This is a genomic window from Metabacillus dongyingensis, assembly GCF_019933155.2.
GTDB classification, from domain to species: Bacteria; Bacillota; Bacilli; order Bacillales; family Bacillaceae; genus Bacillus_P; species Bacillus_P dongyingensis.
Window position 1 is genome coordinate 118390 of sequence record NZ_OK052578.1, and the last position, 14339, is coordinate 132728.

The 14339-nt window shown below is 38.1% G+C and carries 9 protein-coding genes, 2 pseudogenes and 1 riboswitch; of the genes and pseudogenes, 5 read left to right on the forward strand and 6 right to left on the reverse strand.

The annotated features are described in order from the left end of the window. Positions 1-20 precede the first annotated feature (20 nt). The 3 genes and pseudogenes from K8L98_RS25370 (at position 21) to K8L98_RS25380 (ending at position 3451) form a co-directional block, all read left to right on the forward strand. Entirely contained in the window at positions 21-1940 is a 1920-nt protein-coding gene (locus K8L98_RS25370; protein WP_243551539.1) for a glucose PTS transporter subunit IIA, read from the forward strand. A 30-nt stretch (positions 1941-1970) separates the two neighbouring features. Next, positions 1971-2717, forward strand: a pseudogene (gene nagB, locus K8L98_RS25375) (glucosamine-6-phosphate deaminase). After that, a complete protein-coding gene (locus K8L98_RS25380) occupies positions 2717-3451 on the forward strand; it encodes a GntR family transcriptional regulator (protein WP_243551541.1) in 735 nt (244 codons plus the stop codon). Before nagB ends, K8L98_RS25380 begins: the two are co-directional and overlap by 1 nt. 102 nt (positions 3452-3553) lie before the next feature. Here K8L98_RS25380 and K8L98_RS25385 read toward each other — a convergent pair whose 3' ends face one another. The 3 genes from K8L98_RS25385 to K8L98_RS25395 form a co-directional block, all read right to left on the reverse strand. After that, on the reverse strand, positions 3554-4876 hold the full coding sequence (locus K8L98_RS25385) for a (Fe-S)-binding protein (protein WP_243551543.1): 1323 nt from the start codon (positions 4874-4876) through the stop codon (positions 3554-3556). Next, positions 4873-6285 (reverse strand): glycolate oxidase subunit GlcD, encoded by a 1413-nt coding sequence (gene glcD, locus K8L98_RS25390; protein WP_243551676.1) that lies wholly within the window; start codon positions 6283-6285, stop codon positions 4873-4875. Before glcD ends, K8L98_RS25385 begins: the two co-directional genes overlap by 4 nt. A gap of 106 nt (positions 6286-6391) precedes the next feature. Then, complete coding sequence (locus tag K8L98_RS25395) at positions 6392-7504, reverse strand: CdaR family transcriptional regulator (RefSeq protein WP_243551545.1); 1113 nt, start codon at positions 7502-7504, stop codon at positions 6392-6394. Between the two features lie 652 nt (positions 7505-8156). Then, positions 8157-8260: riboswitch (purine riboswitch) on the forward strand. Between the two features lie 168 nt (positions 8261-8428). On the opposite strand from K8L98_RS25395, the gene K8L98_RS25400 reads away from it, so the two are divergent. Both K8L98_RS25400 and xerS read left to right on the forward strand, forming a co-directional pair. Continuing rightward, positions 8429-9307 (forward strand): 5'-methylthioadenosine/S-adenosylhomocysteine nucleosidase, encoded by an 879-nt coding sequence (locus K8L98_RS25400; protein ID WP_243551547.1) that lies wholly within the window; start codon positions 8429-8431, stop codon positions 9305-9307. A 758-nt stretch (positions 9308-10065) separates the two neighbouring features. Further along, positions 10066-11187, forward strand: coding sequence for a tyrosine recombinase XerS (gene xerS / locus K8L98_RS25405; protein ID WP_243551549.1), 1122 nt, complete (start codon positions 10066-10068; stop codon positions 11185-11187). Positions 11188-11507: 320 nt separating this feature from the next. Here xerS and K8L98_RS25410 read toward each other — a convergent pair whose 3' ends face one another. From K8L98_RS25410 to rbsK, 3 genes and pseudogenes are all read right to left on the reverse strand, one after another. Beyond that, the gene (locus tag K8L98_RS25410) at positions 11508-11816 is read right to left on the reverse strand and encodes a BadF/BadG/BcrA/BcrD ATPase family protein (protein WP_338037058.1); all 309 of its coding nucleotides are present in this window, start codon (positions 11814-11816) and stop codon (positions 11508-11510) included. A 614-nt stretch (positions 11817-12430) separates the two neighbouring features. Then, positions 12431-13336 (reverse strand): annotated as a pseudogene (locus K8L98_RS25415) (C-terminal binding protein); the annotation flags it as partial. Between the two features lie 62 nt (positions 13337-13398). After that, a complete protein-coding gene (rbsK, locus tag K8L98_RS25420) occupies positions 13399-14322 on the reverse strand; it encodes a ribokinase (RefSeq protein ID WP_243551553.1) in 924 nt (307 codons plus the stop codon). Positions 14323-14339 lie beyond the last annotated feature (17 nt).

A 14339-nucleotide genomic window follows, 5' to 3' on the forward strand; every position in this document is an offset into this window, starting at 1 on the left:
CAACTGAGAGGGGAGACACCATGAGTAAGTATCGTAAAATGGCCGATGAAATTTTGACGGCTCTTGGAGGCAGTTCAAACATTGCTTCTTATACAAACTGTATGACACGCCTTCGAGTAACGCCAGTGAACCGAGGGAACATTAACGAACAGAAAATAAAAGAAGTCGATGGAGTAGTCGGAGTGGTCGATGATGAAACATATCAAATTATTCTTGGCCCAGGGGTTGTCACAAAAGTGGCTGACCAGTTCGGTGCAGCGATTGAGGAAACAAAAGGACAAGGCAGTGCATCTGACTATGAAGCAAAAGGTGCTGACATTAAGCAGGAGTTGAAAAAGAAAAACAGCACGCCTTTTAAAACTTTTCTCCGCAAAATCGGAAGTATTTTCATTCCGCTGATCCCGGCATTTGTCGGAGCTGGCCTGATTGCCGGTATTGCTTCAATTCTTGCGAACAATATTACAGCTGGAAACTTATCCGAAGAAACATGGCAGCAATATGTCACGATATTAAATGTTATTAAAAATGCGATTTTCAGTTATCTGGTCATTTATGTTGGGATTAATGCAGCAAAAGAATTTGGCGCAACACCTGCACTGGGCGGAGTCATTGGAGGCGTTACACTCTTGACTGGTGCGACGCCGGAAGTGCCAATCACCAATATCTTTACCGGTGAAGCATTATCCCCAGGACAGGGAGGAATTATTGGGGTTTTAATCGCTGTGTATCTTCTGGCTATGGTTGAGAAGTTCCTGCGCAGATGGATTCCGGATGCCATTGACATTATTGTCACGCCAACTATTGTTCTTTTAATTATTGGACTGTTAACAATCTTTATCATCATGCCGTTTGCCGGCCTAATTTCGGACAACCTGATTGGAGCTATCAATTGGACACTTGATCGCGGAGGGGCGTTTGCAGGATTTGTTCTTGGAACAACTTTTCTTCCACTCGTTATGTTAGGACTCCATCAAGTATTAATTCCCATTCATATTGAGATGATTAACATCTCAGGCATGACAGTGCTGCTGCCGATTCTTGCGATGTCAGGTGCTGGACAAGTCGGTGCGACTCTGGCACTTTGGATCAAGTGCCGTAAGAACACTCAATTAACTAATTTGATAAAAGGTGCTCTGCCTGTTGGTATTCTTGGTATTGGCGAACCTCTGATTTATGGTGTTATCCTGCCCCTTGGGCGTCCATTTATCACAGCCTGTATTGGCGGAGGAATAGGCGGTGCAATCGTAGGTATTTTCGGAAATATTGGTTCGATTGCAATTGGTCCTTCAGGTATGGCATTGATTCCTTTGATTGCAGACGGAATGTGGTTTAAATATATTGTCGGACTGTTAGCTGGCTATGCAGGCGGATTTGTTCTAACTTATTTCTTTGGTGTTCCGAAAGAAGCTATGGTCAATACGGCAGATACTGCTGAAGAAAAAGGTGAAAAAGAAGCTGAGAAAGAGATCTCAATCTCTGAGGAAGGTTCACTTGTAATGCCTTTTGAAGGAGAGGTAAAACCTCTTGAAGAAGTGCCGGATGCTGTTTTTTCTTCAAAGATGATGGGAGACGGATTTGCCATTGTGCCTGCTAATCATACACTCGTTTCACCTGTTGATGGAGAAATTGTGAGCGTTTTTCCGACCAAGCATGCAATAGGATTAAAGTCAAAGGATGGCTTGGAGCTTTTAATTCACGTAGGCCTTGAAACAGTCTCCCTAAACGGAGAAGGCTTTACATCCCTTGCTGAGGAAGGTCAAGTTGTGAAAAAGGGAACGCCACTTCTAAAGATTGATCTTGACTATATTAAAAAGCATGCAGCGTCAACAATCACACCAGTTATTTTTACGAATTTGCCTGAGGGAGCTAAAGTAAAACTGCTGAAATCTGGCTATCAGGAACAAGGCAGTGAGGATGTGCTTGCTGTAGAGATGCCGTAAAGGAAAATGACCTCAAGGAGTTTGGTTTTTATGAAGCTGATTGAAGCGAAGGATTATCATGAAATGAGCAAGCTTGCAGCTGAAATCATTTTGAAGCAAGTGAAAGAGAAAGAGGACTAGGTTCTTGGTCTAGCTACAGGCGGAACAGTTCTCGGAACATACCAGGAGCTAATTTATGACTTTAAAAAGAATAAAACGTCATACGGCCATATTCAAACGTTTAATTTAGATGAATATGCCGGTTTGAAGAAAGATGATCCAAACAGCTATCACACATATATGAAGATAAATCTGTTTGATCACATCTGTATTCCAGTGGAACAGACGCATCTTCCAAACGGTGAAACGAGTGATTTGGAAGAACAGTGCAGTGCATTTGAGCAAATAATTGAAGCTTCAGGGGGCATTGATCTTCAGCTTCTTGGAATCGGCCAAAACGGGCATATTGGATTTAATGAGCCAGGCAGTTCTTTTGATTCAAAAACTCACGTTGTCAGTCTAGCGGAATCTACCCGGAAAGCTAATTCATGCTACTTTGCGTCCAATGAAGAAGTGCCTACCCGTGCAGTGACTATGGGCATTTCAACGATTATGAAAAGCAAAAAGATCCTTCTGCTCGCATCAGGGACACAAAAAGCGTCTATCATCTATGATTTGTTCCATTCAGAGGTGACAAATGCTATTCCGGCAACCATTTTAAGAAAGCATCCTGACACAACGATCATCGCAGATCAGGATGCACTTTCAAAATTGAACCAGGCGAAACGATACGCATAATGATCTTTAAGAAGTCTCCTTTTCCCATCTACCATCAGCTTCAGAAGATTATCAAAAAAGCCATCTTAGCTCAGGAAGTAAAGCCAGGTGAGATGATTCCTTCTGAACGGGAATATGCAGAAACCTATTGCATCAGCAAGATGACAGTCAGGCAAGCTCTTTCCAACCTTGTCGATGAGGGGTATCTGTACCGTGTGAGGGGAAAAGGGACCTTCGTAGCGCCGATGAAAATGGAACAGCCCAAAGCCATAATCGGGTTTTCAGAGCATACTTTCTCAAAAGGCATGAAACCTGAGACAAGTGTCATCAGATTAAAAGAAATCAATTCAAGTCTGGAGTTTGCTGAAAAACTTAACGTTGCCCGCGGAGCAACTTTGTACGAATTGCATCGCCTGAGGCTTGCTGACGAACTTGCGATTGGGTTTGATAGGTTGTACATTCCAAAGGATTTGGCACCTAACCTCACCCTGAAACAGTCAGCTGCTTCTATTTGTGAATACATGGAAAAGGAAGTTGGACTTACCATTCGAAAAGACAGCGAAATTATAGAAGCTTCAACTGCAAATAAACGAGATTCTGTGATTCTTAACATAGAGGAAGGTTCTCCCGTTCTGAAGATAGAACGGAGAAACATGCTCGGTTCATGCACTCCCTTTGAATTAGCAAAATCCGTTTACCGTGCGGACCGCTATCAATATACAATCGATATGGAACGCCAAAAAAACACCATTTAATCTCTTAAATGGTGTTTTTTTATTGGACGGTTATGCCGAAGATTCAGAAAGATTAGATGTAAAAGGGGCTGAGATTTAACTCAGCCCCTTTACCTATTTTTATTAATCTTGAACTGCTTCCAGCAGCAAGTCAGCAATATGAACAGCACGCACCTTGTTCGACAAGCCCTCCCGTTCAATACCAAGTTTCATTTGCAGCAGGCACCCTGGGTTTGCTGTAACGATGGTTGTGGCATGAGTGGCTTTTGCGTTTTTCATTTTGGAATCCAGAATCTGCATCGACATTTCTGATTCAACAATGTTGTAGATTCCGGCTGATCCGCAGCAGCTGTCTGCGTTTTTCATTTCACGGTATTCAGTGTTTCCAATCGCTTTTAATAGCGTTCGGGGTTCAGCAGATGTTTTCATGACATTTCTTAAATGACAAGAGTCCTGATAGGTGATTATCTGTTCCGGAAGCTTTAGTTTCAGCTTAAAGAACTCGAGTTCAACAAGAATGCTTGATAGGTCTTTGAGCTTGCTTGAGAAAGATTCAGCCCGCTCTGACCATTCAGCTTCGTCTTTAAGCAGATGATCGTAGTCAATTAAAAAGGCTCCGCAGCCTCCAGCGTTTGTAATAATATAATCAACCTGCAGCTCTTCAAATGCTGTAATATTTCGTTTAGCAAGGGCTTTTGCAGAGTCTTTTTCACCGCTGTGACCATGCAAGGCTCCACAGCAGGCTTGATTTTTAGGTATGACAATTTCACAGCCAGTAAGCTGAAGCAGCTTCATAGTTGCGTCATTTGTTTTCATAAACATCGTGTCCATCAGACACCCGGAGAAGAAGGCAACACGCTTGCGTTTTTCGGGTTTAGCGGGCAGATAGGTCGGCCGGTTCTTCATTTCTCTTAATGTCGGAATTTCCGGGAGCACTTTTTCCATGGAAGATAAACTGTCAGGAAAAAGCTTCATCATGCCTGTATATTGCACAGCGCGCTGCAGACCAGAACGTTGGTAGAAGCCAATTAACCCTGTTAAAGTGCGCATGCGTTCCTGATGAGGGAACAAACCTTCAAATACGACTTTCCGGACCGTTCGAACAGGTAGTGAATGCTTTTTGTTTTGATTAATAATATCTCGCGCCTCTTCAAGCAAGTGGCCATAATTTACTCCGGAAGGGCAGACAGGTTCACAGGCCCTGCAGCCCAAACACATATTGAGTGACTTTTCTACGTCCTCATCAGGTTCTATAAGTCCATCTACAACTGCTTTCATCAGAGCGATTCTGCCTCTTGGTGAATGGGATTCCTGAAATCCAGATTCAATATAAGTCGGGCATGTATGCAGGCAAAAGCCGCAGCGCATGCAGTTTAGGAGCTCATCTTCATTCATTCGTTCCTTAAACTGCACATGAATGGCTTCACGTTCTTTTACTGTCGTCATCTTGATACCACCACCCGTTTTCTTGAGTCTTTGGCAAACATTTTGCCCGGATTCATGATGTTATTTGGATCAAGTGAATGTTTGATTGCTTTCATAGCGGCAATTCCTTCTTTGCCAGCCTTAAGCTCCAGATATGGAGCTTTCATGACGCCGACTCCATGCTCGCCTGTAATTGTACCGCCTAGCTCGATTGCTTTTACGAAGATTTCTTCAAATGCTTTTTCAACTCGCTCAATTTCTTCATGATTTCTCACATCAGTTAAACATGTTGGATGGAGATTCCCATCACCTGCATGACCAAATGTGCAAATATTGAGGTCGTATTTCTCCGCTATTTCATTTGTGGCGAGCACCATTTTTGCGATTTCTGACCTGGGTACAGTTGCATCTTCCAGTATCGTTGTCGGTTTCAGGCGGGCCAATGCAGATAGTGCGGAGCGGCGTGCTGTCCGGAGGCTATCTGCTTCTGCTTCGGATTCCGCTACCTTAACTGAAACAGCTTGTTCCTGCTCGCAAATGGCAGCCATTTTTACCATATCTCTTTTGACAACGTCAGTAGGTCCGTCCTGCTCGATTAATAGAACAGCTTTTACATCTGTCGGCAAACCGATTTGAGCAAAATCCTCAACTACTTTTAAGGTAGGCTGATCCAGGAATTCAAGTGTTGTCGGGATGATTTTACTGGCGATGATTTTGGAAACGGATTTTGCCGCAGCCTCTAAATCCTGATAGAGAGCAAGCATCGTCATTTTATCCTCAGGCACCGGAATCAGTTTAAGAATGGCCTTTGTTACAATTCCGAGAGTCCCTTCTGAACCTACAAAAAGTCGGGTTAAGTCATATCCGGCTACGTCTTTTGCAAGTTTTCCGCCGGTTTGGATAATGTCACCGTTTGCCAAAACCACTTCCAGCCCCATCACATAGTCGCGTGTTACGCCATATTTCAGACCACGGAGACCGCCTGAATTTTCATTGATGTTTCCGCCTATAGTTGAGATTTTCATAGAGCTCGGATCCGGCGGATAGAACAGTCCCTTTTCCTCAACTGCCTGAATAAGTTCAAGTGTGACGACTCCAGGCTGTACAGTTGCGGTAAGGTTTTCCTCATCAATCTCAAGAATGGTATTCATATGTTTAAACAAAAGAACGATTCCGCCTTCAGTCGGGCAAGTACCTGCGCATAGATTGGTGCCTGATCCTCTAGGGACAATTGGAATGTGATGCTCATTGCATAATTTAACGACCTTTGAGACTTCTATCGTATTTCTTGGAGCAATAACAGCGTCTGGAAGCGATTGAAACTGCGGTGTCGCATCATAAGAATATACCAGTCTCCCTGCTTTTGAATCATCATAGTTTTCAGCTCCGGCAATGGTTTGGAGCTTTGCTTTTATATCTGCGGGTATCATCAAGTTTATACCTCCCTATTCATGTAAAAAAGTACTTCCTTTTATCATAAATAAAAGAAGTAGGATTAACTATGGTTAATCCTACAAGGTTTACGGGATATTAAGTTCATTTATTTGGATAATCATCTAAAAAGGAAAAGGCGAGGTAAAGTGCAGTTAGGTCTTCAGAGTGACGCGGGTTTAATCCTGTAAGCTGCTCAATCCGTTTTAAACGGTAGTGAAGGGTGTTGATATGAATGTGTAGATTATCTGCCGTATGCTTGAAGGATTGGTTATGGATAAGAAATGTTTTTAAAGTATCCAATAATTCCTGATCTTGTATGATCGTTGCGATGGTCCGCCTCACAAACTCTTCTCTGGTATCTTTTTTAATGTCCTTCAGGAGCAATTCCAACCGTAATTCCTCATCAAAAACGATTGAATTCGAGTTCTTGGCCACTGCTAATGCACGCTCAGCCTGTTCAAATGAACGGTAAACTTCTGCCGCAGCAGAGGGTTGACCAACCCCTATGGAGATCTTTAGATAATATCTTTCACTAAGATAACGGCTGATTTGTATTGCAAACTGCCGAGTGCGATCTTTTTTCTCCTTTGCTGCATGGAGGATCACAAAGCGGTCATTTCCCCACCGGACAAACACATCTGTACTCTCATTCATGAAAGTCTGCATGATATCATTCAGAACTTCCTGCCCAACCAGCGTATCTTTGCGGCCAGTAAAGTGGACAATAATGATCTGTCTGTCTACTGACAAGTCAATTCCAAGCAGTTCCGCCTGATTCACAAACGCCTCAGACCATTCGGACCTATGGATCCAATCAAAAACAAAGGCTTCAATAGCCCTTGCACGCCATTCAAGCTGCTCTAAATAGTACCGTTCATTCATTAGAAGCTCGGTCATCTTTCTCAGAATTTCTCCAAATGGGAAAACACGGTCCGGATCTCCGGTTATCCCAATCACTCCTGCAATTTGATTGTGAAAGAAGATTGGCAGATTTATGCCTGCTTTGACTCCGGCCAGCACTTTCTGATCTCTCTCTGTAATAATAAGTTTCCGCTGCTCACGGCAGCAGATCTGCGCTCCTTCATGAAATGTGCCTACTCTGCTTTCATCCGTACTTGCAATGATAGTCCCGCTAGTATCTGCTACAATTAATTCTTCATCTATAAGGTGGTTCATTTCTAAAATAATGCTCTTGGCTAATGAAGGTCTGATCATTGTGTTCCTCCAGTATTATAGGGTGTGTTTATTTTAGCATTTTTAAAGAAGTTTCATGAGTATGAAAGTTATCTTGAAATGAAGAAGTTAGATGTTCATATTCAAAGCGAATTAACGCATTTTATTGAATTCAATGTGTTGTAAAAAAAATTTAGAGAGAGGTTTGGAGAAGTGTTTGAATTTAGACATATGGCAGCAGCATTATTAATCATAGCGAAGACATTTTTTTGCCATCAGAATATTCTTTGTAGGCATACTTAATCTGTTTTGCTCGTTACGTTCAGCTACAACTTGATTAAACCCATCTTCAACAGCTTTAAAGAAGGAGGGTATCTATAAGGGTTCAACAAGGATGGAAATTTACACACTTAATGAAGAAAACATTGTAACTAATATTAACAATAAATACAAAAACAACATATACAATAACATATATCTATATGGGGAAGTTCTTTTCACAGTAGAAAACATAGCTTCCCTTAAAAGTCCTTTTTTGGCTTCTTAACGTTTCGTTTAAACGTAAAAAACTTAATTATAAACCTCACTTTTTTAACCATTCCTCTTTTTAAATACGAATATTAATCCGTAATATTCGATTAATGTTCAGTTTTTTATTGAATTTCTATTATAAGTCTGCTATATTATCAAAGTAATAATCTTAAATAGTAATACTCGTATATGCTCGGTAATATGGTCTGAGTGTCTCTACCTGGTTCCCTGTGAAAGAACTGGACTACGAGTTAAAGTATTCGGTCGTTCGGCTTTTTAGGGCAGCCGCTATATGATTAAGCATTGGTATTCTTTGATGAATTATTTATACTTTCACTCTCTTAGGTCTAGAAGGTAGATTCCACTCTACATGTTTTAGACCTTTTTATTTTTGACCAAATTACCAAGTAATTAAACAACAAGGGAGACTATCTAATGAAAAACAAGATGTTAAAAAAGTACGCTTTCTTAGCAATTATTGCTGTACTGTTCTTATCAGCATTAGTAGGATGGAATGATTCACAAAAAGCAGCTGCCAAAGAAAAAGAACGACAACCAATTATTGTTCAGGGTCCAATGCCAATAGAAGCAGAGAACTTTGCAAAGCGGTTGAAAAATGTAAAAGAAGAAAAATCTGGGGATTTTGTTTTTTATAAAGGAACGCTAGACAAGTATCCTGTAATCGTTGTAAAAACAGGTAAGGGTATGGAGAATACAGCAGCTGCTACAGCAGTCGCAATTGAAAGATATAACCCTATAGCTATCATCAATCAAGGAACTTCAGGCGGACATGATCCAAATTTAAATGTTTTTGATATCGTCTTAGGAAAAAGAACGGTAAACTTAGGCTCATTAAAAACAGCAGAAAAAGAAGATGGCCAAGGAATTGACCCAACAGCATGGAAGCCTATGGACTTAATGGCTTCTGAAGGAAGTGCAGGAGAAGACCCGAATGCTGAAAAAGCCCGTTATTACGAGGGAGACAAGGATTTACTTGCAGCTGCTCATGCAGTGAAAGATTCTTATACGAAGGGCAAGATTGTTGAGGGGACGATTGGTTCTGCAGACGTTTGGAATAACGAAGTAGATCGAATCGAATGGTTTCATACTAAGTTTGGGACATCAGTAGAAGAAATGGAAGGTGCCTCAGCAGCACAAATTGCGAAAGCCTATGATGTAGCATTCTTAGGTATTCGTGTCCTATCGAATAATAAAATGAATGGTGGAAAATACAACCCAAATACAGCAGCCGCCAATCAAGAATATGTATATGAAGTAGTAAAAAAATATATATCTACGAAACCAGGCAAATAATATAGTAAAACTAGCATTTGAGGAACCATAGAGCTGTTTACGCAGCTCTTTTTTTATTGTGTATATGGTAATGTAACACGTAAAAATTTGATGTATTAATTTATATGTTGCTGAAGGCTGTTACTCAAAATTACATTATCTAATCTTTGTATGTAAATGAATAGTGAAAAATCTTATGTGGTAAGGTTGTATTGAAAGTTTTTTGGCTACACATAATGAGGTGAGTTACGAATTTTAAAAGGGAATATGATCTTAATGAAACTAATTCAATTTCGTGTATAATACTAATTTTACGAAGAATTAATATAGAAAACAAAACAAACGTTTGGTATAATGAAAGTAACCAATTAATGGAGCTATTACCACTGGGTAATACTTTGCAAATAAAAACCGGAAATTTGTTAAAAGAAAAATGTTTCTCCCGATTTAATTTATAATTTTGGATCAACTGTTAAAAGAACTTCTCATAAAAATAGAGTTTTAGATATTACTTCCAACCTCATATCTTAATAGAGCTTGTGAAACTCGTATTGATTTAGCCATGCAACTTGTAGCAGAAAAAACTTGGATTACCTTTAAACATTGTCTTACCAGGAAGTAAACTTGGCTATTTTACAAAAATACTTGAAGATCATGTTATTGATGGTATATATCAAAACTATACTATTGCACTAATTAAATAAACAATAAAATTATTATGTAAACAAATATGTGTAAAAATTGTATTATACACACAATTATTTTTAAGAGGTGTATTCATGGCTACATCCAGACAGCATATTACTCATAAACAAAAATATGAAGACATTCTTAAGCTAATGCCAGATTACGTCCAGGAATATGTTTTAGCAATGGAGGAAAATGACAGGTCCCCCTCCACCCTGCTTAATTATCTTTTGGATTATGAGGATTTTTTTTATTGGTTACTTACAGAGGGATTTTCTTCTTCCCAAACAATCTCTACCATCTCTCTTTCAGATCTTGCTACTTTACCCCTTGATGCTGCCAGAGCTTACTTTAACAAAGTTACCAATGAAGAAATTGTCGTATCTAAACATGAGAAAAAAACGCGTGAAAAAACATCAGTCAATAGAAAAAAGTCAGCCTTAAGATCTCTTTTTAAATACTTAACTACCCAAACAGAACGCGCTGAAGACGGAGAACCCTATTTTCATCGTAATGTCATGCAAAAAATAAGTGTAAGCAAGCCAAAGGAAACTTTGAATGAACGCAGTAGAAAATTAACAGATACTATATTTGTAGATAATGATGATATCAATTTCCTCTATTACTTAAAGAATGAATATGAAAAATCTCTATCAGATAGGCAAAGATCTTATTTTCTAAGAGATAAGGAAAGAGATTACGCAATCTTTTCTCTCTTTTTGGCTAGTGGAATAAGGGTTAATGAGCTTGCCGATATTAGATTGAGGGACGTGAATTTCAAAAAAAATAGAATATCTATTATTAGAAAAGGTAATAAATTGGATAGTATTCAAGTAATACCTGACGCCATGAATGATTTGAAGGAGTATTTGGAGGTTCGAAATGAAAGGTATGGCGGATCCATTGAAGAATTCGAATATCTATTCTTATCTAAATACAAAGGAAAGAGCTCTCCCCTTTCAGTTCGTGCAATTCAAGACTTAGTTCGAAAGTATACAAAATCTTATGATAAAGGTATGTCACCTCATAAACTTAGACATACTTATGCAACAACTTTGATGGATGAAACCAATGATATTACTTTAGTTATGGATCAACTAGGTCATACCTCTACTTCTACTTCGGTTCTATATGTACATAATTCGCAAGAAAAGGCAAAGATTGCTGCTGAAGCAATGGGACACAGAAGAACAAAATTAAAGAATAAAAATTAAAAGAGTTATCCCTTTTCAAAAGGAATAACTCTTTTAATTGAAACAATCAATTGATTCACACGGTAGTTAAATTATGTGTGGATTTTTTTTTATTTTTCAACTTTTAATACAGGAATTGGCTACCATTTGAATATTATATGCTGCAAATCAATTGTTTTTAACAGCAATATATTATCTGGAATTAGGGACAATAATATAAGTATATGAGTAACAAAGTCTACTCCAATAATTCTCACTCTAATAGCTTGTCTCTTTTTATTGCATTTACAGGTCAATGGATGTAAGAAGTGTGTGATCTTGATCCAGACCAAGAAAACTTTTCATGGAGCTCTTCGAACTGGTTCAGTTAAGGCGGTCTTTTCACCTCTGCCGTTATATGCATTTAAGATAGCTGTTAGTGCCTGTTGTCCAAGATAATAACCGCTGCCAACATCAGCAAATAGGTAGCCCCAGCATCCACCCAGTCGTTCCTCGCCTTTTGCATTGCGCCAAAAACATGAGGAGCCTGTACCCGAAATCAGAACTATAACCGGCTCTCCCCCTGTTCCGCCCGCCAAACCTGTGCTGCAATCATGATTGATTTTTATAATGGTTATTAATATATATTTTGAATAAAATCGAAATATAATTCATCTGCATTATATACATATACATATACATATACATGAATAATAATTTAATATTAAATATGATATTATCATTGTCATATATGTTAATATATACGTTGTTATATATTTAAAACCTTTCATTATAATGGTTTTTTTGTGCAAAAGTAGACCCGTTTTCATTCTTTCACTTGATCCGTCTTGAAAATTTTAGGGCTTTTCTGCGTTTTATTAGCAAATTTATTCTTAAAATAATATTTTATTAATTTATATGTATAAAAGAATGATAGCTTGGGAATATTGTAGATAAGGAAGTAAAGTTAAGGGGGAAAAATAGTGTGGAGAGAAAGTAAGTTAACGTTGTCTGATTTTGTTTATAAAGAACGATTTGAACTAAATTCTTATCTTACATATTTGTTCCATCAATTAAATAATAAGGATCTGAATCAGTCGGAAGATTCAAAAGAAGATACTTATTAAAAACTAGCCTTTGCTCAATGGGAACAAATGCTAGTTTAATCAGAGAATACTTTATTATTTTGAAAACGGTTAAAAATTTATATACAACTGTTATCTTTTAAAGAAGAAGTTTTTCCCTGAATTTCTAATTGTATTCAAAACGCATTTAACATTGGTTCTTAAAAGGGATTTACCCAATAATTAGGTACGTCACCCTTTAATACATTGACAATATTTTTTGCTGCCTTTTGTTTCATCTCACTAGAAGATTCCTCTGAGTAAAATGCTGCATGTGGTGTTAGAATGACATTGTCTAATTTTAATAGAGGATTATCAGGATTAATCGGTTCTTTTTCAAGAACATCGAGTGCTGCTCCAGCAATTCTCTTTTCTTGTAAAGCTTCAATAATTGCTTGTTCCTTTATGATAGGACCTCTTCCTGTATTAACAATTATTGCTGATTTTTTGACTAATTTTAATGTTTCTTCATTTATTAAATGATAGGTATCCTTCACAAGTGGAGCATGGACACTAATAATATCCGATGTTCGCAGCAACTCTTCTAATGTTACTAATTGAATACCATATTCTTTTGCAATTTCTTCTCCACAAAAAGGATCATAAGCTATAACATTAAAACCAATTACTTTTAACTTTTGACAAAGATTTCTTGCGATATGGCCGAAGCTGATTAGACCGACTGTCTGAGTTCTAAAACGATGAATAGGGGCAACATCAAAAACTGTTATTTGTTTACCTTCTTTTAATTGTTGATTCATTATCATTATTTTTCTAGAAGCAGTTAAGAGAAGTGTAAGCGCATGATCTGCTACCTCATCAATACAATAATCTGGTACATTTGCGACATATACTTTGTTGTCAGTTGCTGCTTGTATATCTATAGTGTCATAGCCAATGCCATAACGGCATACCACTTTTAAATTAGGTAATGATTCAATAACCTTTCTCGTTATTTGCACATTTGCATTGAGTAAACCATCTGCATCTTTGGCGGCTTCAATAATATCTTCTTCAGATTCATTATTTGTGATGATAAATTCAATGTCATTTTCAGCAAAAAATTTCTTTTCTTCTTCATAAGCCTTGAATCATCATCCCTTACTTTTTAATAGTGAATTTCATGTAATTATAAATAATTAATAGTCTTTTCAAATTGCTGCACTTCTTCTAATGTTGGCAACGAACTCTGAGCTCCAATTCTCGTTACTGCAATGGCTGCTACTTTTTGGGCTTGTCTTATGGCAGCATCAATATCTTTGCTTTTTATATAACTCGCTACAAACCCTCCTATAAAACTATCACCAGCTGCTGTAGTATCTTGTGTTTTTACCTGGTATGCCGAATACATCTTGCATTTCTCATGATCTACGTAACAACAGCCTTTTTCACCAAGAGTAACAATTACTGATTTAACACCTTTATCTAAAATAATTTGAGCTGCTTCTTGAATAGTATATTGATCTTGTTCTATTTCTGACATCTCATATAATTCTTGTTCATTAGGAATTAAGATATCAACATTTTCTAGAATATCTTGACTAATCACTGTAGCAGGAGCTGGATTTAAGATCGTTGTTTTTTTAGCTTTTTTTGCAAGATCAAGAGTATATTTTACAGTTTCTAATGGAATTTCTAACTGCAGTACAACTATTTCACACTGATCGATCACCTCCCTTTGATTCAATATATCTTCGGGCGTTAGTTCAAAGTTAGCTCCTGGTGACACAACAATATGGTTTTTACCACTCTTCTCCACTGTAACTAATGCTATTCCAGTTCGATTCTTAGAAACTAAAATATGTTGAGTTTCTACGTTGCTATTTTTTAAAGAATCTAATAAATGAGAAGCGTAATGGTCTGATCCAACTTTTCCAATCATGCTTACCCCAGCTTGAAGCTTTCCCATTGCCACTGCTTGATTTGCTCCCTTTCCACCTGCTACTTCCAGCATTTTTTCTCCTAGAAGAGTTTGACCTTCTTTAGGTAATTGTTCTAAATGTACAACAATATCCATATTTAGACTTCCAACTACTGCAATATTTGGTTTCAAGATATTTCCCTCCTTTT